Origin of the sequence: Novosphingobium sp. (assembly GCF_049240505.1) — a bacterium.
In the GTDB taxonomy this organism is placed as follows: Bacteria; Pseudomonadota; Alphaproteobacteria; order Sphingomonadales; family Sphingomonadaceae; genus Novosphingobium.
On sequence record NZ_JBMLSM010000101.1, the window covers coordinates 1 to 25328 of the forward strand.

Annotated in this window: 30 protein-coding genes and 1 pseudogene; 12 read left to right on the top strand and 19 right to left on the bottom strand. The window is 63.2% G+C overall.

From position 1 onward, the window contains the following. Positions 1-185: 185 nt before the first annotated feature. A complete protein-coding gene (mutM, locus tag ACOVQ0_RS08475) occupies positions 186-998 on the bottom strand; it encodes a bifunctional DNA-formamidopyrimidine glycosylase/DNA-(apurinic or apyrimidinic site) lyase (RefSeq protein WP_421882858.1) in 813 nt (270 codons plus the stop codon). A gap of 60 nt (positions 999-1058) precedes the next feature. Here mutM and ACOVQ0_RS08480 point away from each other — a divergent pair, with 60 nt between their 5' ends. The 3 genes from ACOVQ0_RS08480 to ACOVQ0_RS08490 all read left to right on the top strand — a co-directional run bounded on the left by ACOVQ0_RS08480 (position 1059) and on the right by ACOVQ0_RS08490 (position 4626). Continuing rightward, on the top strand, positions 1059-1796 hold the full coding sequence (locus ACOVQ0_RS08480) for a class I SAM-dependent methyltransferase (protein ID WP_421882861.1): 738 nt from the start codon (positions 1059-1061) through the stop codon (positions 1794-1796). A gap of 4 nt (positions 1797-1800) precedes the next feature. Continuing rightward, complete coding sequence (gene ubiB / locus ACOVQ0_RS08485; protein WP_421882864.1) at positions 1801-3360, top strand: 2-polyprenylphenol 6-hydroxylase; 1560 nt, start codon at positions 1801-1803, stop codon at positions 3358-3360. Positions 3361-3522: 162 nt separating this feature from the next. Next, on the top strand, positions 3523-4626 hold the full coding sequence (locus ACOVQ0_RS08490; RefSeq protein WP_421882867.1) for an acyltransferase family protein: 1104 nt from the start codon (positions 3523-3525) through the stop codon (positions 4624-4626). 45 nt (positions 4627-4671) lie between these two features. Here ACOVQ0_RS08490 and ACOVQ0_RS08495 read toward each other — a convergent pair whose 3' ends face one another. After that, positions 4672-5385 carry a 2OG-Fe(II) oxygenase gene (locus ACOVQ0_RS08495; protein WP_421882869.1) on the bottom strand — a complete coding sequence of 238 codons (714 nt, stop codon included), beginning with the start codon at positions 5383-5385 and terminating at the stop codon, positions 4672-4674. A gap of 17 nt (positions 5386-5402) precedes the next feature. Then, entirely contained in the window at positions 5403-5801 is a 399-nt protein-coding gene (locus ACOVQ0_RS08500; RefSeq protein ID WP_421882871.1) for a hypothetical protein, read from the bottom strand. 103 nt (positions 5802-5904) lie between these two features. Between ACOVQ0_RS08500 and ACOVQ0_RS08505 the strand changes: the two genes are divergently transcribed. Both ACOVQ0_RS08505 and dut read left to right on the top strand, forming a co-directional pair. Beyond that, complete coding sequence (locus ACOVQ0_RS08505) at positions 5905-7167, top strand: bifunctional phosphopantothenoylcysteine decarboxylase/phosphopantothenate synthase (protein ID WP_421882874.1); 1263 nt, start codon at positions 5905-5907, stop codon at positions 7165-7167. Continuing rightward, entirely contained in the window at positions 7154-7621 is a 468-nt protein-coding gene (gene dut / locus ACOVQ0_RS08510) for a dUTP diphosphatase (RefSeq protein ID WP_421882877.1), read from the top strand. The genes ACOVQ0_RS08505 and dut overlap by 14 nt, the downstream gene beginning before the upstream one ends. A gap of 79 nt (positions 7622-7700) precedes the next feature. On the opposite strand, the gene ACOVQ0_RS08515 is transcribed toward dut, so the two are convergent. The 4 genes from ACOVQ0_RS08515 to secB all read right to left on the bottom strand — a co-directional run bounded on the left by ACOVQ0_RS08515 (position 7701) and on the right by secB (position 11966). After that, the gene (locus ACOVQ0_RS08515) at positions 7701-8453 is read right to left on the bottom strand and encodes a DUF4136 domain-containing protein (RefSeq protein WP_421882880.1); all 753 of its coding nucleotides are present in this window, start codon (positions 8451-8453) and stop codon (positions 7701-7703) included. A 189-nt stretch (positions 8454-8642) separates the two neighbouring features. Further along, positions 8643-9662: a tryptophan--tRNA ligase gene (gene trpS, locus ACOVQ0_RS08520; RefSeq protein ID WP_421882883.1), complete on the bottom strand. Its 1020-nt coding sequence runs from the start codon at positions 9660-9662 to the stop codon at positions 8643-8645. Between the two features lie 11 nt (positions 9663-9673). After that, a complete protein-coding gene (murJ, locus tag ACOVQ0_RS08525) occupies positions 9674-11245 on the bottom strand; it encodes a murein biosynthesis integral membrane protein MurJ (RefSeq protein WP_421882886.1) in 1572 nt (523 codons plus the stop codon). 202 nt (positions 11246-11447) lie between these two features. Next, on the bottom strand, positions 11448-11966 hold the full coding sequence (gene secB, locus ACOVQ0_RS08530) for a protein-export chaperone SecB (RefSeq protein ID WP_421882944.1): 519 nt from the start codon (positions 11964-11966) through the stop codon (positions 11448-11450). Between the two features lie 238 nt (positions 11967-12204). On the opposite strand from secB, the gene ACOVQ0_RS08535 reads away from it, so the two are divergent. Genes ACOVQ0_RS08535 through ACOVQ0_RS08545 form a run of 3 tightly spaced genes read left to right on the top strand, consistent with a single transcriptional unit; the run spans position 12205 to position 14680 of the window. Next, positions 12205-12888, top strand: a complete 684-nt coding sequence (locus tag ACOVQ0_RS08535; RefSeq protein WP_421882889.1) for a Tim44/TimA family putative adaptor protein — start codon at positions 12205-12207, stop codon at positions 12886-12888. An 8-nt stretch (positions 12889-12896) separates the two neighbouring features. Continuing rightward, positions 12897-14114: a murein transglycosylase A gene (locus ACOVQ0_RS08540; RefSeq protein ID WP_421882892.1), complete on the top strand. Its 1218-nt coding sequence runs from the start codon at positions 12897-12899 to the stop codon at positions 14112-14114. Then, entirely contained in the window at positions 14114-14680 is a 567-nt protein-coding gene (locus ACOVQ0_RS08545) for a Smr/MutS family protein (RefSeq protein WP_421882896.1), read from the top strand. Before ACOVQ0_RS08540 ends, ACOVQ0_RS08545 begins: the two co-directional genes overlap by 1 nt. Here the strand turns inward: ACOVQ0_RS08545 and ACOVQ0_RS08550 are convergent. After that, a complete protein-coding gene (locus ACOVQ0_RS08550; RefSeq protein WP_421882900.1) occupies positions 14677-15936 on the bottom strand; it encodes an RsmB/NOP family class I SAM-dependent RNA methyltransferase in 1260 nt (419 codons plus the stop codon). The two genes, ACOVQ0_RS08545 and ACOVQ0_RS08550, sit on opposite strands and share 4 nt — an antisense overlap. Before the next feature lie 73 nt (positions 15937-16009). On the opposite strand from ACOVQ0_RS08550, the gene ACOVQ0_RS08555 reads away from it, so the two are divergent. Then, positions 16010-16186: a DUF1674 domain-containing protein gene (locus tag ACOVQ0_RS08555; RefSeq protein ID WP_421882904.1), complete on the top strand. Its 177-nt coding sequence runs from the start codon at positions 16010-16012 to the stop codon at positions 16184-16186. Positions 16187-16310: 124 nt separating this feature from the next. On the opposite strand, the gene ACOVQ0_RS08560 is transcribed toward ACOVQ0_RS08555, so the two are convergent. The 4 genes from ACOVQ0_RS08560 to dksA form a co-directional block, all read right to left on the bottom strand. Beyond that, a complete protein-coding gene (locus tag ACOVQ0_RS08560; RefSeq protein WP_421882908.1) occupies positions 16311-16736 on the bottom strand; it encodes a DUF4112 domain-containing protein in 426 nt (141 codons plus the stop codon). A gap of 5 nt (positions 16737-16741) precedes the next feature. Further along, positions 16742-18223 carry an ABC transporter substrate-binding protein gene (locus ACOVQ0_RS08565; RefSeq protein WP_421882911.1) on the bottom strand — a complete coding sequence of 494 codons (1482 nt, stop codon included), beginning with the start codon at positions 18221-18223 and terminating at the stop codon, positions 16742-16744. A gap of 57 nt (positions 18224-18280) precedes the next feature. After that, on the bottom strand, positions 18281-18640 hold the full coding sequence (locus ACOVQ0_RS08570) for a PilZ domain-containing protein (RefSeq protein ID WP_421882913.1): 360 nt from the start codon (positions 18638-18640) through the stop codon (positions 18281-18283). Positions 18641-18817: 177 nt separating this feature from the next. Then, on the bottom strand, positions 18818-19276 hold the full coding sequence (dksA, locus tag ACOVQ0_RS08575) for an RNA polymerase-binding protein DksA (RefSeq protein WP_168850778.1): 459 nt from the start codon (positions 19274-19276) through the stop codon (positions 18818-18820). A gap of 319 nt (positions 19277-19595) precedes the next feature. On the opposite strand from dksA, the gene ACOVQ0_RS08580 reads away from it, so the two are divergent. Next, complete coding sequence (locus tag ACOVQ0_RS08580; protein WP_421882916.1) at positions 19596-19940, top strand: hypothetical protein; 345 nt, start codon at positions 19596-19598, stop codon at positions 19938-19940. Between the two features lie 28 nt (positions 19941-19968). Here the strand turns inward: ACOVQ0_RS08580 and ACOVQ0_RS08585 are convergent, their stop codons facing one another. From ACOVQ0_RS08585 to ACOVQ0_RS08610, 6 genes and pseudogenes are all read right to left on the bottom strand, one after another. Further along, entirely contained in the window at positions 19969-20487 is a 519-nt protein-coding gene (locus ACOVQ0_RS08585; RefSeq protein WP_421882919.1) for a hypothetical protein, read from the bottom strand. Positions 20488-20711: 224 nt separating this feature from the next. Then, complete coding sequence (locus ACOVQ0_RS08590) at positions 20712-21887, bottom strand: GNAT family N-acetyltransferase (protein WP_421882922.1); 1176 nt, start codon at positions 21885-21887, stop codon at positions 20712-20714. Then, entirely contained in the window at positions 21850-22629 is a 780-nt protein-coding gene (locus ACOVQ0_RS08595; RefSeq protein ID WP_421882926.1) for a glycerophosphodiester phosphodiesterase family protein, read from the bottom strand. Before ACOVQ0_RS08595 ends, ACOVQ0_RS08590 begins: the two co-directional genes overlap by 38 nt. Continuing rightward, positions 22601-23068, bottom strand: coding sequence for a RidA family protein (locus ACOVQ0_RS08600; RefSeq protein ID WP_421882929.1), 468 nt, complete (start codon positions 23066-23068; stop codon positions 22601-22603). The genes ACOVQ0_RS08595 and ACOVQ0_RS08600 overlap by 29 nt, the downstream gene beginning before the upstream one ends. Continuing rightward, positions 23065-23694 carry an HAD family hydrolase gene (locus ACOVQ0_RS08605; RefSeq protein WP_421882932.1) on the bottom strand — a complete coding sequence of 210 codons (630 nt, stop codon included), beginning with the start codon at positions 23692-23694 and terminating at the stop codon, positions 23065-23067. The genes ACOVQ0_RS08600 and ACOVQ0_RS08605 overlap by 4 nt, the downstream gene beginning before the upstream one ends. Then, positions 23691-24001: pseudogene (locus ACOVQ0_RS08610) on the bottom strand (DUF3572 family protein). Before ACOVQ0_RS08610 ends, ACOVQ0_RS08605 begins: the two are co-directional and overlap by 4 nt. Before the next feature lie 30 nt (positions 24002-24031). On the opposite strand from ACOVQ0_RS08610, the gene ACOVQ0_RS08615 reads away from it, so the two are divergent. Continuing rightward, complete coding sequence (locus ACOVQ0_RS08615) at positions 24032-24394, top strand: response regulator (RefSeq protein WP_421882935.1); 363 nt, start codon at positions 24032-24034, stop codon at positions 24392-24394. Here the strand turns inward: ACOVQ0_RS08615 and ACOVQ0_RS08620 are convergent. Further along, the gene (locus tag ACOVQ0_RS08620; RefSeq protein WP_421882938.1) at positions 24391-24978 is read right to left on the bottom strand and encodes a Pycsar system effector family protein; all 588 of its coding nucleotides are present in this window, start codon (positions 24976-24978) and stop codon (positions 24391-24393) included. The genes ACOVQ0_RS08615 and ACOVQ0_RS08620 overlap by 4 nt on opposite strands. Before the next feature lie 157 nt (positions 24979-25135). Between ACOVQ0_RS08620 and ACOVQ0_RS08625 the strand changes: the two genes are divergently transcribed. After that, positions 25136-25328, top strand: a 193-nt coding sequence (locus tag ACOVQ0_RS08625) for an acyl carrier protein (protein WP_421882941.1), incomplete at its 3' end; no start/stop codon positions are given.

Genomic DNA, 25328 nt, shown 5'->3' on the forward strand with positions numbered 1-25328 from the left:
CACGAGGCTTCACGTTATAGTCAATCACGCGCTTCACGCACACCAGGGCTTTCATGCGTCTTGCTCCTGCGGTTTGTCCTGCACGGTGCATTCGCACCTCTGACCTTGGCGATGGCTTGGTTCGCCGGACCTGTCCACCGTAAACTTGCAAAGGTGCAAAGCGAAACTTTGCAGTTTGTGGCGCGCTACTTCTGGCAGTTCGCGCAGAAAAAGCTGGACCGCCCACCCTGCACGATCCGCTGCACCGTGCCTCCACAAGCACAAGCCTCACCCTCACGCCCATAGACGCGCCAGTCCTTGGCGAAGTAGCCCAGCTCGCCATCGGGTTGCACATAATCGCGCAGGGTCGATCCGCCTGCGGCAATCGCCTCGTGCAGCACCTCGCGGATCAGCGGAACCAGTCGGTCCAGCGCCTTGGCGGCAACCTTCCCGCCTTCGCGCTCCGGGTGGATGCCTGCGCGATTAAGCGCCTCGCACACATAGATATTGCCCAACCCGGCAACGATGCGCTGATCCAGCAGCAACAGCTTCACCGCCGCGATCCGGTCCTTGAACGCCGCGCGCAGGTGCTTTGCGCTCAGACCCTCGCCCAGTGGTTCCGGCCCCAGCGCCGCAAATGGTCCCCACGCCTCCAGCGCTTCGGTATCCACCAGATCGACCGAACCGAACCGCCGCGCATCGTTGAGCGCCAGAACGCGCCCATTGCCGGTTTCCAGCACCAGATGATCGTGCTTGCCGATATCTTCGGGATCGATTCGCCAGCGCCCCGACATGCCGAGATGAAACACCATCGTCCGCGCACGGTCGGTATGGATCAACCCATACTTCGCCCGCCGCCCCATGCCCGTCACCCGCGCGCCCACCAGCGCCTGCGCCAGATCGACAGGGAAAGGCCGCCGCAGATCGGGCCGGTTGACCTGCACCCGTGCGATCACCTGCCCATCCAGCACGGTTGCAAGGCCACGGACGGTCGTCTCTACTTCTGGCAATTCGGGCATAACCGCTCCACCCCTAACAGGCTTTGCCGTCCGGGCAATTCCCCACTAAAGGCCCTAGCCATGACGACTCCTGAAACCACATCTTTCGGCTACGAAGACATTCCCGCAGACCAGAAGGAAGAGCGCGTCGGCGCGATCTTCTCGAACGTGGCGCGCAAGTATGACGTGATGAACGATGCCATGTCGGTGGGTATGCACCGGCTGTGGAAGGACAAATTCGTCAAGCGCGTGCGCCCGCAAAGTGGCGAGGCGATCCTCGACATGGCGGGCGGCACGGGCGACATCGCGTTCCGCATGGCGCCATCAGGCGCGGCGATCACCGTGTCGGACATCAATCAGGACATGCTCAACGTCGGCATTGAACGCGCCCAGAAGCGCGGGCTGGAAGGCCTTGAATGGTCGCGCCAGAATGCCGAGGAGCTGACCTTCGCAGACCGCAGCTTCGACGCTTACACGATTGCTTTCGGCATCCGCAACGTCACGCATATCGACCACGCCCTGGCCGACGCCCACCGCGTGCTGAAGTTCGGTGGCCGCTTCTTCTGCCTGGAATTTTCGACGACGGAATGGCCCGGCTTTTCCGAAATCTACGACACCTATTCGCACAAGCTGGTGCCCAAGATCGGCCAGATGATCGCTGGCGATGCCGATTCCTACCGCTATCTGATCGAATCGATCCGCCGCTTTCCACCGATGCCCGAATTTGAAGCAATGATCCGCGCCGCCGGATTCAAGCGCACCAAGGTCGAACCGATCCTCGGCGGCCTCGTCGCTATCCATTCGGGGTGGAAGGTCTGATCGCTTGACCCTTCCCGCCACGCATATCCGCCGCCTGCTCGGCTGGGGCCGCACGCTTGCGCGCCACGGCGCGCTGCGCGGGATCGAGAACGACCCGAACACGCCCGCCCCCGTCCGCACCCTGTGCAAGGTCGCGCGCTTCGGCACGATTCAGCCCAAGGCGCCCGACTACGCCGGCGCCTTCCGCGCCATCGGTCCTGCCGCGATCAAGCTGGGCCAGACGCTCGCCACCCGGCCCGATCTGGTGGGCGATGAAGCCGCGCACAACCTGCTCGAACTGCAGGACAACCTGCCGCCGGTCAATTTCGCGCTCATCCGGGCCGAGATCGAAAGCACGTTCGGCAAACCGCTCGAAAGCCTGTTTTCCGCGTTCGATCCAGACCCCGTGGGCGCGGCCTCGGTCGCGCAGGTGCATAGTGCAGTCACCACCGAGGGCCGCAAGGTTGCAGTCAAGGTTCTGCGCCCCGGCGTGCGCGAGAAATTCGCCCGCGATATAGAGACTTACGAATGGGCCGCCGCCCATCTCGAAGCCTTCGGCAGCGAAGCTGCGCGCCTGCGCCCGCGCATGGTCATCGCCAATTTCAAGCGCTGGACCGTGCGCGAACTCGATCTGCGCCGCGAGGCCGCATCGGCTTCCGAACTCTCAGAAACCATGCGCGCTCACGTCGGCTACCGCGTTCCCGCCATCGATTGGGACCGCACCAATGGCCGCGTGATGACGCTCGACTGGGTAGATGGCGTCAAGATCAGCGATGTGGCGGCGCTCGAAGCTGCGGGTCATGACCGCAAGGAACTGGCACAGCGCCTCGTCCTCGCCTTCCTCACGCAGGCCATCAATGGCGGCTATTTCCACGCCGACATGCACCAGGGCAACCTGTTCGTCGAAGGCGATGGCACCATCGTCGCCATCGATTTTGGCATCATGGGCCGGATCGACCGGCGCGCGCGGCAATGGCTGGCCGAAATCCTTTATGGCCTGACCACCGGCAACTATCGCCGCGTGGCCGAAATCCATTTCGAAGCGCAATATGTGCCGAGCTACCATTCGGTCGACGAATTCGCCACGGCCCTGCGCGCGGTGGGCGAACCGATGCGCGGCAAGCCCGTGTCCGAACTTTCGGTCGGCCAGATGCTCGATGGGCTGTTTGCCATCACCCGCGATTTCGACATGCAGACCCAGCCGCACCTGCTGCTGCTGCAGAAGACGATGGTCATGGTCGAAGGCATCGCCACGCAGCTCGATCCCCAGATCAACATGTGGGAAACGTCAGCCCCCTTCGTGCGGGCATGGGTCCGCGATGAACTCGGCCCCGAAGCCGCCATATCGGACCGCATCCGCACCGATACGCAAACCCTGCTGCGCATCCCCGATCTGATCCGCCGCATCGAAGACCGTTTCCCGGCCAAGGGCGGCGCGCCCGAAGCCCCGCCCCTGCCCAAGGTCGAACTCATGTGGCAGCGCAAAAAGCGCAAGCGCGGCGTGGGTGTGATCGGCCAGTTGGTCACGTTCCTTGCAGGCGGCGCACTGGTCATCGGCACCCACACGCTGGGCTGGTGGGGTTAACGTGCGCACGCCCTCACAACACCAAACTCGTCACCCTGAACTCGTTTCAGGGTCCATCTCTCCACAGGCACGAACGGTGCTGGCTGAGAAATGGATGCTGAAACAAGTTCAGCATGACGATGCGGTTGATGTGAACGTTTGAGCCGGACGACTGGACAAGCCGTGGCCGCGAACCTTGCCCACCTGCGCGTAACCAAACGCCACTTCCACGCGCTCGATCTATCGCGCCTGCTGGCCGCGATCATGGTGCTGTTCTGGCACTATCAGCACATCTTCGTGCCGCCGGTGCCTTATCACGTGAACGTCGATCGCGCGATCCAGCCGTGGTATGAAACGCTCTCGTGGCTCTACAACCACGGCCACACGGCGGTGCAATATTTCTGGGCGGTTTCGGGCTTCGTCTTCGCCCACGTCTATCTGGCCGACACGCATTACAAGGCCCGCTTCTGGCCCGCGCGCATCGCCCGGCTCTGGCCGCTGCACCTGTTGACGCTCGGCCTCATGGCGGTGCTGCAAGGCTTGTATTTCGCGCGCAGTGGCACGGAATTCATCTACCACACCAACGATATCAAGCACTTCCTGCTCTCCATTCCGCTGATGCAATATTGGGGCTGGCAGGAAAACCAGTCGTTCAACGGCCCCTCGTGGTCGCTCTCGACCGAAATCCTCGCCTATCTCGCCTTCTTCCTGATGCTCCCTGTCCTGCGCCGCGCTCCGCTGGTGCTGGCAGCGATCGTCGGCACGGTGTTGTTATGGGTCATGCTCATCGGCGGGCCGAACAAGGACGTGCTGTCCTGTGTGGGATACTTCTTCCTCGGCTGCGCGGCCTATGGCGCGCTGCTCAAAGGCTGGCTGCGCCCCGCCAGCCTTCTGCCACTGGGCCTTGCCCTACTGGTCGGCACATTCTGGCTGAAGGCCACATACCGCGCAGGCGATGCCGCCACCATTGCGGGCACTTTTGCCGTCCTGTTCCTTACCCTTGCCGCCGATCTGTCAGACAGCAAGGGCCGCCTGAGTTTCGGCCAGAAGCTGGGCGATGCCAGTTATGGCATCTACCTGTGGCACATCCCCCTGCAACTCGCACTGGTCCTGCTGATCGATACCACCGGCAACAGCCGCGATATCGCGCGCCAGCCTTGGTTCCTGATGTTCTACGTGACCCTTGCCATCGCCGCCGGCTTCATCAGCCACGCAAAGTTTGAACGCCCCGCCCAGCGCGCGGTCTTCACGTTCTGGACCAAGTGGAAAGCCCGCAAAGCACCATAAGAAAGCCGCTCATCCTGAGCCTGTCGAAGGATGAAGAGGGGCAAACTACCTCCCCCCACTCCGCAACCACCCCGTGATCGAATAGCGCCGATAGGCTGCCGCCCGCGTCACCTCGCTCACGCTGTGCATCTGCGGCACGCGGAACATGTTCAGCGTGTTGAACGCAGGGGCAAATCCGCTCACTTCAGGTTCGTGGAACAGCAGCAATCCGCCCCATTCGGTGCGCCACACCGGGGTCAGGTTCATCACATAGGCGGCATGGCGGTTCTTGCCCGCCACCGCATCGTCATGCCCGGTCAGGAAGTCGCCGGGTGCATAGGCGGTTGCCTGCGCATCGGCGAATTCGATCGCACCCACCCCCACGATCTGTCGCAGCAGGTCGCGCGCTTCGCCGTTTGACATCCATTCGGCAAAGCGCGCCAGCGGATCGTCGCTTGCCGCCCGTGCTGCCGTCCCATCTGGCACACGGATCGATTCGTAGCGATACTGGAAACCACTGCGCGCCTGCGCATAGATCGCGTTGTCCAGATCCGCGCGCACAGCCTCTGCCATCTGCGCCCGCGTTTCGCGCGGAAGCTCGAAGACCTTGCCGTTGGAATTGAGCACCTGCACCCAATCCCCACGTTCGCGCAAAAGCCGGTGCAGCGCTTCGGCACTATCCGGGGCCAGAAAGCCTTTCACCTGCACACGCCCGTCCCGCGCGAACTGCGCGGCCAGGGCATCGGCGTCAATGTCAGGATTCAGCGCGAAATCAGTCATCGTCACTGCCGTTGCCGTCACCCGGCGATTTCCTCAAGCCGGTGATGCGGCAACATGCGCCACGCCGCAAGCATCAGCACCACATGAGCCGCTTCAACAGCCATCGGCACCGGCCAACCCGGATAGGCACCATTGGCCACCAGATCGATCGCACGGCCTACAAAAGATGTGCCGAACAACAGCGCGGGCACCAGCAGCAAATCGGCGTTGCGACGCCATGCGCCCCACATCATGCAAAATGCGGCCACGCCGAAGAACGAGGTAAAGTCTGCCCGGATCGTGGAAATCCCGCCCACACCTGTCGCGGCAATGCCAAACCCGGTGGCTGCCGCTTCCGGCCCGGTCAGGAAGCCTATGGCAAGGAACAGGTCGAACAGGCCCGCCAGAAAGACCAGTGCCGTCAGGATCAATCGCATATGCCGCTTTCCTCTCGATCAGCTTCGGGCACGACATTGCCCCAAGCCTTTCCCACACGCAAAAGGATTGCGCGCAAGCCCCCGCCATTGCACAAGCGCGGCCATGAAGGGAAAGCGCATCCTGCTCATCATCGGCGGCGGCATCGCGGCCTACAAGGCCTGCGAACTGGTGCGGCTGATCCGCAAGGAGGGGGCCGATGTCACCTGTGTCCTCACCGAAGGCGGATCGCACTTCGTCACCGCGATGACGCTCGCGGCCTTGAGCGAAAATCCCGTGCATACAACGCTCTGGGATCTCAAGAACGAGGTCGAAATGGGGCATATCCAGCTGTCCCGCCAGGCCGATCTCGTGGTCGTCTGCCCCGCCACGGCAGACCTGATGGCGCGCATGGCGGCGGGCATTGCAGACGATCTGGCCACCACGCTTCTGCTGGCCACCGACAAGCCGGTCCTCGCCGTCCCCGCAATGAACGTGCGCATGTGGCAACACCCGGCCACGGTCCGCAATGTCGCCACGCTGCGCTCTGATGGCGTGAGCGTGATGGAGCCGGATGAAGGCGCGATGGCCTGCGGCGAGTTCGGCCCCGGAAGGTTGCCGGAACCGGTTGAAATTGTTTCTGAAATTGCACGGATGTTGGCGCAAGGTGCTTCGACAGGCTCAGCACGAGCGGCTTTGGAAGAGCCTGATTTTCACAAACCCGCTCATCCTGAGCCTGTCGAAGGATGCCTTTCCGGCAGGCACATCCTGATCACCGCAGGCCCCACGCATGAACCGATCGATCCGGTGCGCTACATCGCCAATCGCTCCAGCGGAAAGCAGGGCTTCGCCATCGCCGCCGCCGCCGCACAGGCAGGCGCAAAGGTCACGCTGGTCGCAGGCCCCGTAAATCTCGATACGCCGCAAGGCGTTACGCGGATCGACGTTGAAACCGCCCGGCAGATGGCTGCAGCGGTTGAGGCCGCGCTCCCCGCCGATGTCGCGATCATGGTCGCCGCCGTGGCCGACTGGCGCAGCGCGGGCGAAGCGGCGCAGAAGATCAAGAAGGACGGGTCAGGGCAGGTTCCGCCGCTGCAACTCGTTGAAAACCCAGATATTCTCGCCACGCTTTGCAAGTCAGACCGCCGCCCGTCGCTGGTCGTCGGCTTCGCGGCGGAAACCAACGACGTTCTGGACCACGCCCGTGCCAAACTGGCGCGGAAGGGGGCGGATTGGATCGTTGCCAACGATGTCGCCACGCACGCAATGGGCGGGGAAATCAATGCCTTGCACATCGTCAGCGCCGCTGGCGTGGAAAGCCTGCCTGAACTGCCCAAGGCGGCCGCCGCCGCTGCCCTGATCGAAAGAATCGCCAATGCAATCGCCTGAAATCCCCGTCCTCGTGAAACGCCTGCCCCACGGCGAAGGCCTGCCCCTGCCCGCCTATGCCACCGATGGCGCAGCCGGGATGGACGTGGTTGCGGCGGAGGATATCGACCTTGCGCCCGGCGCGCGGCACGCCGTGGCAACCGGACTTTCCGTTGCGATTCCAGCCGGTTATGAAATTCAGGTGCGCCCACGTTCGGGCCTTGCGCTGAAGCACGGCGTCACCGTCCCGAACACGCCCGGCACCATCGACAGCGATTATCGCGGCGAATTGAAAGTCATCATGATCAATCTGGGCACGGAAAGCTTTGCGATCCGCCGGGGAGATCGGGTGGCGCAGCTTGTGGTTGCGCCGGTCACGCGCGGAACGTGGTTGGAAGTCGAAGAACTCGATGCCACCGCGCGCGGCGAAGGTGGGTTCGGATCGACCGGAGGCCTTGCTGCTCTTCAGGGCTGAAAAAAGGGGCCTTGCATCGCTGCAAGGCCCCGTTTCGTGCTTCTAGGTGCAGTTAGGTGCATCTAGGTGCACTTCAGGATCAATTGACCCGCTTCACCGTCGTCTTCTCGGGAGCGATTGAAATCCTTACGGTTTCTCCGTTGTGGCCGGGGAAATCGGTGAACATCGCTTCGACAAGGTTCGGCACCACATAGGACAGCCGGTTCGACTGCGACGCAGCCTCTGCCTTGCCTTCGAACAGGCGCTGGCCATCGGTGCGGCGATCAATCTTGAGGTCGATGCCGGACGTGTAAACCGTCACCACATCAACACCGCCAGCGCCCCAGCCGCCACCGCCGTAGAAGAACGGATCATACCATCCGTAGCCCCAGCCGCCGCGGCCATAAAAGCCACCACGCCCCCAACCGCCACGGCCAAAGCCCGGTCCCCAGCCGGGACCAAAGCCGCCCCAGCCACCCCAACCGCCCCAGTAGGGATCGTTGAAGCCGGTGGAGCGCACGCGATCACGCCCGCCATCGACGCCATAATCGAACCTGACGATCAGGTCAGCCGCATCGACATTCGCCGGGCGATAGCCCAGCTTTTCCATCTGCCGCCCGACGAGCGAGGCATATTGCGAAAACTCCAGCCCGCCAGCGTCCTTGGGATCATCGGCCACGACAGCGAAAGTCGTGCCAGTTGGCGCGGGAAGCTGCGTCTGGAAACGCTTTACGTCGGCCTTGAACGGCGTGGCGCAGCCCGCCAGCGTTACGAGCATCAGCGAAACCGCCGAAAGCCCCAGCAGGCGGCGCCGGGCGGGCGATCTTGGCTTGTTGTGCATATGAGAACTCATCCTGCGACTCCTATCGTGCCGTCCGCCGCCCCATGCCCCGCGCAGACCCTCTCGGTCTGCAAACGAAGATGCCGGACGCAACCGTGCTTAGCATGTCCGCAAATTGGACGGGAAGTGCTGAATGCACGTTGAATGGTGCCTGCAACATATGTTGCAGGCACGCATTGTTTTGCAACGGAACGCCTGAAATCAGCCCCTTACGAGGCCAAGCGCCTTGTAGGTGCGTGCCAGAGTGGGAGCGGCGAGATCGCGCGCTTTCAAAGCGCCCTTGGCCAGAATCGCATCCAGCGCTTCGCCATCGGCGCGCAGTTCGCGATAGCGCGCGGCCATTGGCGAAAGCGTTTCGACCAGCAGTTCGCCCAGCGCGGGTTTGAACTGGCCAAAGCCCTTGCCTGCGAACTGCGCCAGCACATCTGCCGGGGAAGTCCCTGCCATTGCAGCATAAATGCCGACAAGGTTATTGGCTTCGGGACGGCCCGCCAGCCCTTCGACCGTGCCCGGCAACGGTTCGGGATCGGTCTTGGCCTTCTTCACCTTCTGCATGATCGCATCGGCATCGTCGGTCAGGTTGATGCGGCTCATATCCGAAGGATCGGACTTGCTCATCTTGGCGGTCCCATCGCGCAAGGACATGATGCGCGCGGCTTCGGGCGGGATGATCGGATCGGGCAGGGTAAACAGCGGCGCGTCTTCGGAGCAGAAATCGTTGTTGAATTTCTGCGCGATATCGCGGGCGAGTTCGAGATGCTGCTTCTGGTCTTCACCCACCGGAACATGCGTTGCCTGATAGAGCAGCACGTCTGCCGCCTGCAGCACGGGATAGGTGAACAGGGCAACCGAAGCGCCTTCGCGGTTCTTGCCCGCCTTGTCCTTCCACTGCGTCATCCGGTTCAGCCAGCCCATGCGCGCGGTGCCGTTGAGCAGCCACTGCAGTTCGGCATGGGCAGGAACCTGCGCCTGATTGAACAGGATCGACTTGTCCGGGTCGATCCCGCACGAAACCAGCGCGGCGACCATTTCGCGCGTGTTGGCGGCAAGCTCTGCCGGGGTGTGCGGCATCGAAATGGCGTGAAGATCGGCCAGAAAATAGAGGCACTGCCCGCCCTTGGCCGACCATTCGTCCTGCATCCGCACCCAGTTCCGAATCGCCCCAAGGTAGTTGCCGAGGTGGAGATTGCCGGTGGGCTGGATGCCGGAAACGATACGCATCGAATGTGCCTTCAGTTGGAGCGGCGACGCCGCAGGAGAAGTTTGAGATCGTCCGCCCGGAAAGCCCCGGTAAGGACGGCGGCGAGGCCATAGACCACGACCCCGCTGGTGACCAGAGCGGCCATTGCGGCGATACGGATGGTCCATGTGCCATGCACCCAAGGCATGATCAGCCCCTGCCCGGCCCACAGCACGCCGCCCATCGCCAGCGCCGCCAGCGCCAGCCGCCAGACGCGGCGCTTCAACCGCACATCGGCCACGAAATGCCCGCGCTTTGCCAGCGTGTGATAAAGCAGCCAGACGTTGACGGTGGAGGCAATGGCGGTGGCCAGCGGCGGCCCCATGTGGCGCAGCGGCACGATCAGCAGCAGATTGCCAACAAGGTTTACCGCCATCGAGATGGTGGCATAGCGCACCGGCGTTTTCGTGTCCTGCCGCGCGTAGTATCCCGGCGTCAGCACTTTCACCAGAATGTAGCTGGGCAGACCGATGGAGAACGCGGCAAGCGCCTGCGCGGTATAGAAGGTGTCCTGCGCATCGAATTTGCCATAGCCGAACAGCGCGGCGGCAATCGGCTCTCCACACAGCACCAGTGCCATCGTGGCAGGCAGCGTGAGCAGCAGCGCCAGTTCCATACCCCGGTTCTGCGTTTCCATCGCCGCAGCATCTTCTCCCCCCCCTAGCTGGCGCGAGATCGTGGGCAGCAGTACAGTGCCAAGGCCGATGCCGATCAGGCCCAGCGGCAACTGGTTCAGCCGGTCTGCCATGTAGATATAGGTGACCGAGCCGTGATCGAGCAGCGATGCGGCGAGCGCTGTGGAAATGACGAGGTTGATCTGCACGGCTCCGGCCCCTGCGGCAGCAGGCCAGATCAGCTTGAGCAACTGCTTCACTTCAGGCGAAAGGCGCGGGCGCCGCAGCTTAAGGCTGACCCCGTTCTGGCGACAGGCCCATGCCAGCCATGCCAGTTGCAGCGCGCCGGAAACCGAAACGCCAATCGCCTGATTGCGCGCGGTGATCAGCGGGTCAGCGGAATGAAAGCCCAGCAGCGCAACGATCAGCGTAACGTTCAGCAGGATCGGCGCGGCGGCATTGACCCAGAACTTCTGGAGGGAATTGAGAATGCCGCCCAGCAACGAAACGAGGCTGATCAGCATCAGATAGGGGATCGTCCAGCGCGAAAGTTCGACCGCATAGGCAAACTGTTCGGCGCTTACCCCGTTGAACCGGCCCGAAAGCACGAGCGTGACCGGCCATGCAAAGACTTCGAGCAGCACGGTCATCACGATGAGGACCGGCAGCAGCACCGCCAGCGCGGCTTCGGCAAAGTCCAGCCCATCGCGCAGGCCGTTCCCTTCAGGGTCGGCCACGCGCTTGTTGAACATGGGGATGAACGCGGCGGCGAAGGCCCCTTCGGCAAAGAGCGCGCGGAACATGTTGGGCAGGCGGAACGCCACAAGGAATGCGTCCGAAGCGAACGCAGCGCCAACGAAGCGCGCGAACAGGCTGTCGCGCACAAGGCCCAGAATGCGGCTGAGCAGGGTCAGCCCGCCGATGGAACCGGTGGCTTTAAGAAGGTTCATGACTGTTGCCCGCAGGTGGAGCGCGGTAACGCGCATCCTTCGACAGGCTCAGGATGAGCGGGGTGAGGCCACAGGCTCAGGACGAGCGGGACGAAGCAATTTTTCCCAAACCCGCTCGCCCTGAGCCTGTCGAAGGGCGCTTGCCCCATGCGCGGAGGCGCCTCGACAAGCTCGGCGTGAGCGGGTTTGCGAACCGGTATGATCAGGCCTGTCCAGCCGGAGTTGCCTCTGCCGTAGCCTGCGCCTGTGCAAGCTGCTGCATATACAGACCGTTGAAATCGATCGGTTCGAGCAACAGCGGCGGATAGCCCAGATCGCGCACGGCATCGGAAATGACACGACGGGCGAAGGGGAACAGGATGCGCGGACCTTCGGCGAACAGGAACGGATGCGCCTGTTCATCGGGCACGTTGCGCATACCGATGAGGCCGCAATAGGCCAGTTCCACGATGAAGGCGGTGCCCTGCGGCCCCTTTGAGGTCACGTTGATCTTCAATTCGATCTCGTGAATTTCGGGCTGGATCGAGCGGGCCGAGATGTTGAAATCAACGGCCATTTCGGGCGCATCGGTCCACTGGTAGGATTCCGGCGCATTCGGGTTCTCGACCGAGAGATCCTTAACGTACTGCGAGATCAGGCCAATCGCGGGCGAAGTGTCTTCGCCATTGGGAACAGGGCCATCAAGGTTGAGATTCGAGATGATGTTGCCTTCTTCGGCCATGAGATCGCTACTTTCTGCGTGGTTTCCCTTGGGGCGCGCGACTAGCATCATGGCGATGGGGCCGCAATGCGCCTTTGTCTGGCGCGAGGATACAACAGCAGATCGGGAATCTTGCCCAAGTGATCCGCCCAAAGGGCCATGCACACGTTGTTCATTTGTAATCCGTACCTATTTGAGGCACGTTGGCATGACGCCATGCGCCCGAAGCGGGTGCAGGGGCAGTATCGGGAATTTGCACGTGATTGTTCAGATTGTGATCCTGGCGATGATTGCAGCCTTTCTGGGCCTGCGTCTCTATTCGGTTCTGGGCCGTCGGCCTGAACATGATGAAGAGCCGATGCGCCGCCGGATCGAACAGCCCGATCCTTCGGCACAGAATCGCCAACCGGTGAACACGCGCACGGCTGAAGGCAGCCAGCTTGCTCCGCGTCCGCGCGAACTCGCGCAGCCTGAACCCAGCACGTTCGACAACAGCGCCGAAGCAGGCGTGCGCGCGATCATCGCGGCAGATCGCCGGTTTGATCTGGCCCAGTTCCTTGCGGGTTCGAAAGCAGCGTACACGATGATTCTCGAGGCCTTCTGGCGCGGGGATAAAGACGAACTGCGTCAGCTTTGCGACGATGATGTGTTTGCCGGGTTCGAATCGGCCATTGATGCGCGCGTTGCCGCAGGCGAAACCATCGATGCGCGTGTGATCCGCATCGAAGAAGCGCGAATCGTGGATGCGTCCATCGAAGCGAAGACCGCGCGAATCACAGTGCGCTTCATGGCCGACATCGCCTCGGTCACGCGCGATGCCGATGGCAACGTGATTGCCGGATCGCTCGACGATGCGATCGAGGCGCGCGACCTGTGGACCTTCCGCCGCGACATTACGGCGCGTGATCCTGACTGGCTGCTCGACGAGACGGACGAAGCCTGAGAAACCAAGTGTCGGTTTTTTCAGGGTTTGGCAAAAGCAAGAGCGCTGCGGTCATCGCGGCGCTCTTTCTGCTTGGCGGGTGCGTGCGGCTGGTGCCCGAAACGGGTGGGCCACGCCCGGTAACGCCATCGCGCCCGCCGGTGGTGGCCGGGCAGACGGCGGTGCTGTCTGGAATCACGCGCGGGCCTGCGGTAGCTGGGCTGGGCTTCAAGGCCGATAACGCTGCGCTGGCGCTGCGCAGCTTCGTCGTATCCTGCCCACGCCTGACCAAGCGCACCGACAATTCCGGGCTGACGGTGCCGGGCGACTGGGTTCCGGCCTGCACGGCGGCGGCAAACTGGCCTGCGGCGGATGCGCCACGGTTCTTTGCGAGCTATTTCGAAAGCGCCGAAGTTGCCGGGGGCAATGCTTTCGTTACCGGGTATTTCGAACCGGAGATTGCTGGCACGCGCACGCGCCAACAGGGATTCAACGTGCCGGTCTATGCCATGCCGCGCGATCTGGTGCGGGCCAAGCCTGGAGATGCGCAACCCTTGCCCGATGGCAAGATGCCGCTGGGCCGCTATGACGAGGCGGGCGTGTTCACCGCTTACTGGGACCGTGCGCAGATAGAGGCTGGCGCCTTGGCCGGCATGGGGCTGGAAATCGGCTGGGCGGCCGATCCGGTAGAGTTCTTCTTCCTGCAAATTCAGGGCTCTGGCCGGTTGCGCGCGCCCGATGGCAGCGTGATCCGCATCGGCTTTGCCGGGCAGAACGGCCATGCCTATACCGGCATCGGCAGCCTGATGCGCGAACGCGGGCTGATCGGCAGCAGCCCCGGCCAATATGATGGATCGCTGCAGGGCATTCAGAAATACCTGCGCGACTTTCCCGATGCGGGGCGGCGATTGATGCAGCAGAACCGCAGCTTCGTGTTCTTCCGGGAGATGACCGGAGCCGGGCCGGTGGGAGCGCTCAACGTGCCGGTGACGGGCCGCTCCACCGTGGCGGCAGATCCGGCCTTCGTGCCGCTGGGCGCGCCTGTGTGGCTGCAGGTGGACCGGGCGGAAACAAGCGGGCTGTGGGTGGCGCAGGACACCGGCGGCGCGATTCAGGGGGCCAACCGGTTCGACAGCTTCTGGGGTGCTGGCGCGGAGGCACGGCGCATCGCGGGCGGCATGTCGGCGCGCGGACGAGCGCTGATCCTTCTCCCCAAGGGTGTGTTGACGCGGCTGGAGCAGCGCTGATGAAGGCACCGCGCGGGCTTTCCGCAGAAGAGGCGGCGCTGTGGCAGAAGGTGGCGGCAACAATCACGCCGATTCATCCGGCAGGACCGAAAATCAAGGCGATTGATGCCGTGGTGGCAGTGCCACCTGTTGCCAGCCCCAAGCGGGTCAAAGGACGCATCCCGCCGCCTCCAGCCCCCACTCCTGCACCTACGCCGATCACGCGCCCGCTGGAAAGCCACGGACTGGATTCGAGCTGGGAACGCAAGCTGGCACGCGGCGCGATTGCGCCTGATGTGACGATCGATCTGCACGGCATGGGGCTGGACGCGGCGCACGCGCGCCTAAACGGCGGGATTGCGCAGGCCTTGGCGATGGGCGCGCGGATCATGCTGCTGATCGCGGGCAAACACCGCCCGCATGACGAACACGACGCGCGCGGAAACCGGCGCGGTGCGATCCGGGCCAAACTGCTCGATTGGCTGGCGCATAGCCCCCACGCCAGCCGCATTGCTGCGGTGCGCCCTGCCCAGCCAAGGCACGGCGGGGCGGGTGCGGTCTATATCGTGCTCAAGCGACCGCGTTAGGCTTTCGTCCAGCGGGCGGCAAAGAAGCCGTCGATGCCGCCTTGGTCCGCCAACATGCCGGGATCGGTGCGGAAGTGGCCACTGCTGGCCGTTATGCCTTCCGGCAGTTCGGCATCGGTGACGGGATCGGGCGACAGGCCGGTAAAGGCCGCTGCCTGCTGTTCACCTTCCTGCGGTTCCAGCGAACAGACCGCGTAGACCAGCTTGCCGCCGGGCGCGAGCCAGCCCGCAGCGCGTTCGAGCAGCATGGCTTGCAGCGCGGTCAGTTCATCCAGCCCGGCCTGGCGGTGCAGCACATCGGGGTGACGGCGGCAGGTGCCGGTGGCGCTGCATGGTGCATCGAGAAGGATGGCGTCAAACGGCGCGGCCGGCGTCCATGTCAGCGCATCGGCCACCACGACATCGGCGGAAAGGCCACTGCGGTTGAGGTTTTCGGCCAGCCGCTCTGTCCGGCGGGCCGACTTGTCGAGCGCAATGACGCTCCACCCGGCGGCGGCGAGTTGCAGGGTCTTGCCCCCCGGCGCGGCGCAAAGGTCAAGCGCGCGGCGGCCCTCGCCCGCACCCAGCAGGCGCGCAGGCACGCTGGCGGCGAGATCCTGCACCCACCATGCACCGTCCCTGAAGCCTTCCAGCCCATCTATCGCGCCTGCCCGCGCAAGGCGGACATGGCCCGGCGCAAGCGAGTGGCCGCCCAGCCGCTCTGCCCAGAGCGCGGTTTCCGACGCATCGCGCAATGTGAGATCGAGCGGCGGCGGTTCGGCAAGACCGGCAGCGATGGCATCGATCCGGTCAGGCCATGCCGCCTGCCAGCGTTCGGCGGCAGCATCGGGCAGGGTGGGAGCATCGGGGAGCGTCGCCCCGCTCTTCGTCACAGCCGAGAACACGCCATGCGCAAGACGGCGCGGGCCACCCATCAGCAGTGGCAGGCCGGTGGCGACAATTGCGTGGCCTGGCAGGTTCAAACGCAGCGCCTGTGCCAGCATGATGCGCAGGACTGACCGCGCCTTGGCATCATCGGGCAGGACCTGCTTCGTCGCGCCATCGATCAAGGCATCGAGATCGGCCATCCAGCGCAAGGCTTCCTGCGCGATGGCAAGCGCGAGCGCGCGGTCATCGCCGCGCTCGATCCCGCGCAGGATCGGCGGCGCGGCCTGATCCAGCGGATCGCCACGGCGCAACACGGCATCGAGCAGGCGCAGTGCGGCGCGGCGCGCGGGCACGCCGGGGACTTCATCGGGAGCAGGGTTTCGGGCCATAGCCGCGGCCTATCGGCGCTTGTGCCCCAATATGCAATTGCAAGTGCACGCGCGAAGGTCCATCGGCAAGGACATGGACAAGCCAACCCCTCGCGCAACCAGGCGCCCGGCGGAGTTCACGCCGCCCGCGCACTGGACCAATGACCCGGTTCCCGCCCCCAAAGCCATCGAACGGGGCGACGACCCCGATGGCCTTGATCCCACCCGCTTTGGCGATTGGGAAAAGAACGGAATCGCGATCGATTTCTGATTTGGCCCGTCGCGCTCAGATCAATCCCTTCGTCATGCCCGCGCAGGCGGGCATCCAGCGGATAATGCGCTGTTTGTTGGGATGGATTCCCGCCTGCGCGGGAATGACGTAGAGATGGGGTAACCTAACCCTCGATCACGCGCGTCTGCGGATGGTGCTTGTCGAGGTGCTTGCGCAGGATCTTCAGGTTGCGCGAGTTCGAACGGAAGAACAGGTCAAAGGCATCGCCCACCAGCGGCACTGCGCCGATAGCCGTATCAACCGCAACGTTGGCGCCCATGCGCCACAGCTTCCATTTGGGCAGGCCAAGGTTGCGCGCTTCCCACACCACATAGGCGCCCATCGCGGCGGTCAGCACGTCGCCCAAAACGGGCACCAGACCGGCGATGGCATCAAGGCCCACATCGCGGCGCAGCACCGGGATGGTAAAGCTTCGTTCCAGCACGCGCTCAAGCATTTCCACACGCTGGCGAACCGAGGCGGGATCGTTGCCCAGGCCGGGGATTTCGGCCTGAAGGCGCTGGGGGCGAGTGGCGTAGGGCTTGTCCATCACCCCTATCTGGGAAGCCATGCCATCGGCGGCAAGGGATGCCAGCCCCACGGGTTCTGCGCAAAGCCGGTGGTGCCGCTGCGCAGCAGCGACCAGCGCAGGGGTCGGGCGATGGGGATGAAGCCATTGGCGGCGGTAATTTCTGCCTCAGCCTCGGCCAGCAGGGCGGCGCGGGCGGCAGGATCGAGCGCACGGCGAGCCTCGGCCACTCGCTCGTCACCGACCGGGCTGCATACCGCCTTTTGCACGGTGCAGGAAAGCTGGTTGAGGAACCATGTGGCCCGGCCATAGCGCGCGGCCACATCGACCAGCCGGAGATCGCCCCGGTCGTTTTCAGGAATGCGCCGCACCGCAATGCCGATGCGCGCAAAATCGCGGCGCAGCGCATCGAACACCAGCGTGGACCCCGCACCATCTGGCATGGAAATGTTCATGGTGGGCAGCGCGCGACCCGCATCTCTCCACGCCTTGACCCGTGCCTCTGCCTGAATATGTCGCTCCTCAAGGCTCATGCCCTGCCAGCGTTCGCCGATGGTGCCCAGATCGTCCTCGGCATCGGGAGAGACGATGCGCGTGGTTGGCTGCCAACCGCCGATGTTGAAGCCGCCCAGCAACGTATCGCGATCGATCGCCATCGCCAGCGCCTCGCGGTTGGCGGCAGCGCCAAGAAACCCTTCGGTGCGCGTCACCACAAGGCCGAACAGCCCGGTGACGGGATCAAGCTGCACATTGCCGCGCGTCAGCCCGATGCGTCCGGCCAGTGGCACCGTATCGATCCTGCCACCCAGCACGACATCGACATCGCCTGCATCGAACTGCGCCACCGCCTTGGCGGCCTTGGCAAAAGTGAGCGAAACCGGACGCGCGCGGCTGGCAAAGCTGGCCTGCTGGGGCAGCCCGCGCTTTTCCGGCGGGATCAGCGCGAAAAGCTGCGCGCCATCGTCTCCAGCCGTGAAAGCCATTGGGCCGGTGCCCACGTTCTGCCCTTTGGCGTTCTGCCAGTTCAGCGCCAGTTCGGGTTGCGCCAGCAGGATCAGCAGTTCGGGCACCGGGGCGACAAGATCAATCTCGATCACCCGGTCCGCCATCACCCGCACTTCATCGATCGCCCCCAGATCAAGGCCGAGCGCGGTGCCTTTCAGCCCGCTGATCGCCTTGCGCAGCAGGGTGGCCGCATCATCGGCGCTGATTCGCTTGCCATCGGGCCAGGTGCCGTCGCGCAGGCGGAAAATGTAGCTCTGGCCATTGTCGGTCACGATCCAGCGGTCGGCCAGCGCAGGCACGACGCGGCCCCGCTCGTCAAAACCAACCAGCCCTTCGTAAGTGGCGGCGCGCACCAGTTGCGCAGTCGGGGAAAGGCGCTGCCCCCGCTCATTCAAGGCCGCTGCATCGCCGATCACGGCAACGCCCAGTGTGCCGTCGCGCCCTTTGCCGCAGGACGCAAGCAGCAGCGAAATCAATGCGATTGAGGCGAGCCTACCAGCCATTGGCAGAAGACTAGGCGAGGGAGCGCTATGCGTCCACAACGCACCTGCAAAATAGCCTCAGATCTTGCGCACCGGGCCTATCGGCTGGTTCATGATCGGCGGCTTCACGAAACGGGGTGTAGAAGGCCCGGTGCCAACCGGTGCACGCGCCAGCTTGGGATCGACTTCATCGTGAAAAGCGATCCCAAAACGGTTGTCCTGAATCCACGCGACAACGCCTTCGACCCAGCCGATGTTGCGCAGATTCACCTCGACCATCGTGCCGCGCGTAACTTTCACCGCGCCTTCGGCCATCATCCCGCCAGCGGAGAGATTGCGCACTTTCACGCGGTGTTCGGCGTCGGCCTCGGGCAGGCGCACTTCGGCCATGAGGAACAGGCTGTCTCGCCCCAGATGCCTATGGTCGATGTCAGTCACCAGAAGTCCCACCATTCCCGTGATTTCGTGCGCATCGGGCAGAAATAGACCCGATGCGGACTTATCGCATCAATTCCTCGCCGTTTCCTAAACCGACAAGGTAAACAACGGGTTAGTAGGTGGTTGCGTTAACCGCGTTAGGGCGGACAAACAGCCCGCCCTGCGGCAACGGAAGCATCACATATCGCGGGAAATCTTTTCCCGGCGTTCATGCGCTTCCTGTGCTTCTACGGTCATCGTTGCGATGGGGCGGGCGATCAGGCGGCCAAGGCCGATAGGTTCGCCGGTCACTTCACAGTAACCATATTCGCCCTCATCGATCCGGCGCATCGCAGAATCGATCTTGGCGATCAGTTTCCGCTGACGGTCGCGGGTGCGCAGTTCGATGCCCCAATCCGTCTCGCTCGATGCGCGATCGTTAAGATCGGGTTCGCGAATCGGACCATCCTGCAGCGCCGAAAGCGTTCCGGCGGCGGCAGAGAGGATCGACTTCTTCCATTCGAGCAGCAGACGGCGGAAATAATCCTGCTGCGCTTCATTCATATAGGGTTCGTCATCGCCTGGAACGTAATCGCCCGGCATCGCACGGCGTGCCTTTGCCAGTACGTCAATCTCGTCACTCAAAACGCCAGCCATTCGGCCCTCCGCATAACAAGCTATCCGCCCCTCCCGGCCTGCATTCTTCCCGTTTCCGGCGCGCAGGCTCTTGTGCTGCCGCGCCTATAGGATTGGCCTGTGACAGGCACAAGCAATTAGGCCGCTATCCTGCATTAAGGTGGCGTGAAGCGTGAGGGACCGCACAGGTTTTTCCCAAACTGTTTCAACCGAAAACAGATGGATGCTTCCGCAGCGCCCTGCCGTTAACCATTTATTGACCAAGATTGGTGACTTTCGCCCCATCGGAAGCGCCCCCGGAAGGTTTGGGGACAGGCTTTCCTCAAGGGGGTAATGGTAAATGACACAGGCATGGATCAAGCTCGTCCCCGATGACGCAGCGCAAGGCGTAACCGCCCAATCGACCGAAGCGGGTGACCTGCTCGTGGCGACCTGCCTCGCCGCTGCCGCCAATGGCGACAACAACGCCCTATTCGATCTGGGCGTGGCCTATTCCACAGGCAGCCACGGCGTGGATTGCGATCTGATCGAAGCGCACAAATGGTTCAACCTCGCCGCTGTGGGCGGACACGAGGAAGCCGCACACTGCCGGGCCGATGTTTCGGACGAAATGACAGCGCGCGAAATTGCCGAAGCCCAGCGCCGGGCGCGCGAGTGGTTGCGGAGTGGACGGGCGGCTGCTTGAGGGCAGTCCCGCTTTCAACAAGGCAGGTTTAGACCGAGCCGCGTCGGCCCAGAATGGGCGACATTTCGCCAGCCATTTGATCCTCGATGAACGACAGCAGCGTACCGTGAACCGAGGAAACACCGATAACCTGCACAATCAGGTTGCCGGGAATGTCTTTCGGCCAATAATTCAAATGTATGGCGAAAGTGGCAGGATGTGCCTCGGTCAGATGCTGACGGATTCTTTCCGCAACCTTCTCTGACTTTCCGATGTAGAGACAACGGCTATCGGCGCACCGTTTCCGCTTGTTTACGCGCGCGAATGCCCGACGTTCGGCAACCGGAAGTGCCTTGTTTCGCGCTTTGTTGCCATCAACAAAGTCATGGACGCGCTGCAGCGGAACATCCTCGTCAAAGCAGATTGCATAAACGGCCATCTGCTTTTTACCCAACCGGGCGACGATAGCATCGCAATGTTCATCCATCGCGGCGCTGCCGATGTCAGACATCGGAATGATCCACTCGATCGGCTCGATCAGCACGCCATTGTCAAGCTCATCTGCCATCGTTCTGAGCGATGCTGCAGTGCGGGCAATCAGATCAGGCAGCACGGGTGAAACGGCATCGGTGCCGGGTTCGACATTCAGAGAAGTAGCTTGGTTCATACCGGCGCATTATGGCTTAACAAGCACTGCTGCAAGGCTTGCACCCACGAGTGTTCGGGAGCCCACAGAAGGGCCGTGCTACACAAAGCCTCCGACCTAGCACCCTGACAGAGCCTCTATGCCCCTCACCCCTTCTTGAACGGCGTCCGCGTGCCCAGCACCAACTGATCCTGCGCAATCCCCGCGCGCTCCTGCCGCAAGAAATCGGCCACGGCGCGGCGGAAGTTCGGATCGGCGATGTAGTGGGCCGATAGGGTCTGCACCGGTTCATAACCACGCGCCAGCTTGTGTCCGCCCTGTGCGCCTGCTTCCACGCGCGAGAGGCCCAGCGCGATGGCGGCGTCTATCGCCTGATAATAGCATAGTTCGAAATGGAGAAAGGGCTTCTCCACCAGCGCGCCCCAGTAGCGGCCATAGAGCGCATCGCGCCCGATGAAGTTGATCGCGCCCGCCACCGGTTCATCATCAAGGAACGCCATGACCAGCAGCACCTTGTCGGCCATGCGCTCACCAATCAGGTCGAACGCGGTGCGCGTCAGATAGGGGCGGCCCCATTTGCGCATTCCGGTGTCCTGATAGAACAGCCAGAACGCATCCCAGTGTTCGGGGCGGATCATGTCACCGGTCAGCTGGCGAATTTCGATGCCGTCCTGCGCGCGGGCGCGCTCCTTGCGCAGGTTCTTGCGCTTGTCGGAACTCAGCGCCCCCAGAAAATCGGCAAAGCTGGCATAGCCGCGATTGGTCCAGTGGAACTGGATGTCACTGCGGGGCAGCCAGCCCGCTTCTTCGAACAGCGGCATTTGCGCAGGGTCGATGAAGGTGGCGTGGGCAGACGACAGTCCGTTGCCGTCGCACAGTTGCTCTGCTGCGCGCAGAAGCGGCACGGCCAGATCGGGCCTGTCCCCCAGCAGCAAGCGCGGACCGGTGGCGGGGGTGAAGGGCGCTGCGATCTGCAGCTTGGGGTAATAGTTCCCGCCCGCGCGCTGCCAGGCGTCGGCCCAGGAATGGTCGAACACATATTCGCCCTGACTGTGGCTCTTGAGGTAAGCGGGGAGCGCAGCGGCGGGACGGCCATCTTCGCCCTCGATCACGATGGGCAGCGGCGACCAGCCCGAGCGGCCACCGACCGACCCTGAATCCTCCAGCAGCGTCAGGAAAGTGTGCGAAACGAACGGGTTGGCGTCACCCGCCAGCCGGTCCCAATCTTCGGCAGCGATTTCCGAGACGGACTTATGAATGCGCGCGGTGAAGGTCACGCGGGCTTCATGCCCCCACGCCCGCACCTTCGGCAATAGGGCCATCGGCACAGTCCGCCGCGCGTGCGGCGTGATCGGCGGAGCGGACCGTCCATGTCAGCACCGGGAACCCGCGCTTGCGCTGGGCGGCCACGAACTTGCTCGGCAGATCGCGCACGTCCCACGCCAGAAACTGCGGGCGCGCCTGCCAGAACGCCAGATGCAGCTTCAGCGTGGCAGGCAAAGTGCGACTGCCGTTCTCGGTCACCACAAGCCCGTGGACGATATGTGGCGAATGGCGCGAGAACCAGCGACTGACGCGCGGATCGAAGCTCATCACCGCCACTTCGCCGCGATAGCCTTCGAGCGCGCGGCGCACGGCGAGGCACAAGGGGGCGGCGCGGATTTCCTTCTTGGACTTCAGTTCGATCAGCACCGGAACCCTGCCCGCCACCTGATCCAGAAAAGTGCGCAAGGTGGGGATGCAGTCGGTGCCGCCAGTGAGCGGGATCTGCGCCAGATCATCGGCGCGGCGATCGATCACCGCGCCTGTTTCGGCGGTCAGGCGGTCAAGCTCCCAATCGTGGAAGACCACCGCATGGCCATCGACCGTGCGCTGCACGTCGCATTCGAGGCCCATCCCGCGCTCGATGGCGAGCGCGAAGGCGCGGGCTGAGTTTTCCGGCACGCCGGAACCGCCATGCAGCCCGCGATGGGCATAGCTGCGCCCCTTCAGCCAGCCGACCCGCGCGTGCTTGGGCGCGGGGGCAAGGAAGCGGTCAAGCTGGGCGAACAGCAAGGACAGCATCGACTTCCACCGCAGCACCCAAGGGCAGAACCGGCACGCCCACCGCGCTGCGCGCGTGCTTTCCGGCATCGCCGAATGCGGCAACCATCAATTCGGAAGCGCCGTTGGCCACTTTGGGCTGATCGGTGAACGTGCCGGTGGAGGAGATAAACGCCCCCAGCTTCACCACGCGCTCCACCCGGTCGAGCGAACCAAGCGCAGCCTTGACCTGCGCGAGGATCATCAGACCGCAGGCCTGCGCGGCGGCGGTGCCCTGTTCGGTCGAAACGTCCTCGCCCAAGCGGCCCGTCACCAGTTTGCCATCGATGAAGGGCAACTGCCCCGATACGTGCAGCAGCCCGTTCGCCTCGACCGTCGGCACATAGGCGGCCACGGGCGCGGCGGCCTGCGGCAGGGTGTGGCCGAGTTCCGCCAGCCGGGCTTCAACGCTGTCAGTCACGCATCTTCTCCATGAATTTGTTCGAGAATCCAGGGCAACGCCGCTTCCCATTGATCGATCCGGGCGTGCGCATGGCCTGCCTGATGCGCGCAATCGATGTGCGGGGCAAGCAACGGTTCGCCGCACAGGTGCAGGCGGATCACGTCCGGCGTCAGTTGCGAAACCGAATCGTGGTGCTGCGGCAGATCATCGATGAACAGCGCGCGCGACGGATTGTATTCGTCCAGGATCGCCTTGAGCGCCGGGCCCTTCGGTCCCTGATTGGTGAAGACGCGGGCATTGATGCCCACATCGGCCAGCTGACGCGCGCGCATGTCGCGGCGATGATCGTTGAGATTGGTCAGGATCACCACGTCGGCACCTTCGGCAACCTTGTTGATCCCGGCAACGGCCCCGGCGATGGCCTGCTGGCGATACATCTCGGTATCGAAGAACTTGTTGAGCAGGCTCCAGATCTGCTCCGGGGGAACCAGACTGCCGTCTTTCGCATAGCGCATTGCCTTGGAAAAATCGGCGCTGTCCATCTTGAACGACACGCCTTCCTTTTCACCCAGCCAGTCACGGAAGGGGGCGACCATGTGCAGCAGCACCTCGTCACAATCGCTGACGATCAGGGGGCGGCTCATGACAATTCCTTCTGTGCGGCGATCAGGGATTCGGGCGAGATGTCGAGAGCGAAGGCCGCGTTGACAAGATCGGCTTCGTGATTGGCGAGAAATTCCAGAACTGCCCCAGGATGGAAGCATCTCCAAGGCCGGCCCGCAATTCATCCGGCGTCAGACCGGTCAGTCCAAGAAACCGTTCGGCCCGATCGCCATCGGACAGCACCCAGCCCAACGCCTGCAGGGCAAGGGCTGCCGCATCGGGCGTGGAAGATGGCTCTCGGATGATTGTCAGGGCCTTTCGCGGGGCATAAGGGACGCTTAGGTGCATCTAGGTGCAGTTCAGAAAACAGGCGTGTCAGTGGCAAAAAGAATTCTGGTTGTCGAGGACAACGACCTTAACCGCAAGCTGTTCTGCGACCTGCTGCGTGCCAAGGGTTTCGAGGTGGAACCGGTGGCTGACGGGCGCGAGGCCATCGAAAAGACCCGCCTGTTCATGCCGCACCTTGTCATCATGGACATCCAGTTGCCCGACGTTTCCGGCATGGACCTGATCGAGCAGTTGAAAGGGGACGAGGAACTGAAAGCCATCCCGGTCCTTGCCGTCACCGCCTATGCCGGAAAGGGCGATGAAGAGGCTATCCGCGATGCGGGGGCGGAAGGTTACCTTGCAAAGCCGGTGTCGATCGCGCCGTTCATGGTGGCGGTGAACGCGCTGGTTTAGGAATAGCGCACAGCGTATTCGACCACAAAGGTGATCGCGGTCAGGCACAGGCCGACCATGAAGCTACGATACGCGATTGAGAGATAACGGTATTTCTTGCGCTGCAGAACCTGCCCGTTCTGGTAGATGTCGTGCAGCATGGTGCGGAAGATCGTTTCGTCGGCGCGCAGGTCATCAAGGACGGAAAGCACCCATTCCTCTTCGTCCATATGCGTGAAATAGCCGAAGAACAGCTTGTTCGGCTTGCCATCATTCAGCTTCGCCGCCTTTGGCCCGCTGATCGAAGGCAGCACGGTGAACACCGCACACATCGCTGAAACGAAAGCGAAAAGGGCCAGCACGCCCAACGACCACGGCATCGCCCCGTTCTTCGCCTGTCCCACAGATATAGTGAAAACCACGAACGTCGCGCCCATCAGGATCGACGCCTTGGAATCAGCCATCTGGCTGAGCGAAAGGTTGATCTGCTGACTGGTGCGGACAAGGTGGATGGCGTGGTTGGAATAGCCCGACGGCGAAGGCATCGACGGGGCCGCTTTTGGCGGTGCGGAAGCCGGTTCAGGCTGCGTTACAGTCTCTGCCATGATTCCCCCACCAATTCCCCGACGTGGATTTGCCCGACTTTCGCGGATAAACGGGATGACACAAGGGGCGAGTGCTTGACAAGCGGCGGCAATGGCCGCTTTTCGGCCTCAATCGTCTGGCAGGGGCGCGTGTCTCTTGCCCATTGGAGAAGAATTGATGGATCGCGCCGCAACCGCCGAAAAGATCGCCGAACTGATCGAACCCTTCAACAAGAAGGGCGTAGCGATCACCGAAGCGACGACTTTTGCCGGCGATCTCGAATGGGACAGCCTGACCGTGATGGACTTTGTTGCGGCGATCGAGGACGATTTCGACATCATCATCAGCATGAACCAGCAGGCCGAGATCG

Bases quoted from the DNA above. Each gene is read 5' to 3' on its own strand.
- mutM (WP_421882858.1), bottom strand. From the start codon at position 998: ATGCCCGAATTGCCAGAAGTAGAGACGACCGTCCGTGGCCTTGCAACC.
- ACOVQ0_RS08480 (WP_421882861.1), top strand. From the start codon at position 1,059: ATGACGACTCCTGAAACCACATCTTTCGGCTACGAAGACATTCCCGCA.
- ACOVQ0_RS08495 (WP_421882869.1), bottom strand. From the start codon at position 5,385: ATGACTGATTTCGCGCTGAATCCTGACATTGACGCCGATGCCCTGGCC.
- ACOVQ0_RS08500 (WP_421882871.1), bottom strand. From the start codon at position 5,801: ATGCGATTGATCCTGACGGCACTGGTCTTTCTGGCGGGCCTGTTCGAC.
- ACOVQ0_RS08505 (WP_421882874.1), top strand. From the start codon at position 5,905: ATGAAGGGAAAGCGCATCCTGCTCATCATCGGCGGCGGCATCGCGGCC.
- dut (WP_421882877.1), top strand. From the start codon at position 7,154: ATGCAATCGCCTGAAATCCCCGTCCTCGTGAAACGCCTGCCCCACGGC.
- ACOVQ0_RS08515 (WP_421882880.1), bottom strand. From the start codon at position 8,453: ATGAGTTCTCATATGCACAACAAGCCAAGATCGCCCGCCCGGCGCCGC.
- trpS (WP_421882883.1), bottom strand. From the start codon at position 9,662: ATGCGTATCGTTTCCGGCATCCAGCCCACCGGCAATCTCCACCTCGGC.
- murJ (WP_421882886.1), bottom strand. From the start codon at position 11,245: ATGAACCTTCTTAAAGCCACCGGTTCCATCGGCGGGCTGACCCTGCTC.
- secB (WP_421882944.1), bottom strand. From the start codon at position 11,966: ATGGCCGAAGAAGGCAACATCATCTCGAATCTCAACCTTGATGGCCCT.
- ACOVQ0_RS08545 (WP_421882896.1), top strand. From the start codon at position 14,114: ATGAAGGCACCGCGCGGGCTTTCCGCAGAAGAGGCGGCGCTGTGGCAG.
- ACOVQ0_RS08550 (WP_421882900.1), bottom strand. From the start codon at position 15,936: ATGGCCCGAAACCCTGCTCCCGATGAAGTCCCCGGCGTGCCCGCGCGC.
- ACOVQ0_RS08555 (WP_421882904.1), top strand. From the start codon at position 16,010: ATGGACAAGCCAACCCCTCGCGCAACCAGGCGCCCGGCGGAGTTCACG.
- ACOVQ0_RS08560 (WP_421882908.1), bottom strand. From the start codon at position 16,736: ATGGACAAGCCCTACGCCACTCGCCCCCAGCGCCTTCAGGCCGAAATC.
- ACOVQ0_RS08565 (WP_421882911.1), bottom strand. From the start codon at position 18,223: ATGGCTGGTAGGCTCGCCTCAATCGCATTGATTTCGCTGCTGCTTGCG.
- dksA (WP_168850778.1), bottom strand. From the start codon at position 19,276: ATGGCTGGCGTTTTGAGTGACGAGATTGACGTACTGGCAAAGGCACGC.
- ACOVQ0_RS08580 (WP_421882916.1), top strand. From the start codon at position 19,596: ATGACACAGGCATGGATCAAGCTCGTCCCCGATGACGCAGCGCAAGGC.
- ACOVQ0_RS08585 (WP_421882919.1), bottom strand. From the start codon at position 20,487: ATGGCAGATGAGCTTGACAATGGCGTGCTGATCGAGCCGATCGAGTGG.
- ACOVQ0_RS08590 (WP_421882922.1), bottom strand. From the start codon at position 21,887: ATGGCCCTATTGCCGAAGGTGCGGGCGTGGGGGCATGAAGCCCGCGTG.
- ACOVQ0_RS08595 (WP_421882926.1), bottom strand. From the start codon at position 22,629: ATGCTGTCCTTGCTGTTCGCCCAGCTTGACCGCTTCCTTGCCCCCGCG.
- ACOVQ0_RS08605 (WP_421882932.1), bottom strand. From the start codon at position 23,694: ATGAGCCGCCCCCTGATCGTCAGCGATTGTGACGAGGTGCTGCTGCAC.
- ACOVQ0_RS08620 (WP_421882938.1), bottom strand. From the start codon at position 24,978: ATGGCAGAGACTGTAACGCAGCCTGAACCGGCTTCCGCACCGCCAAAA.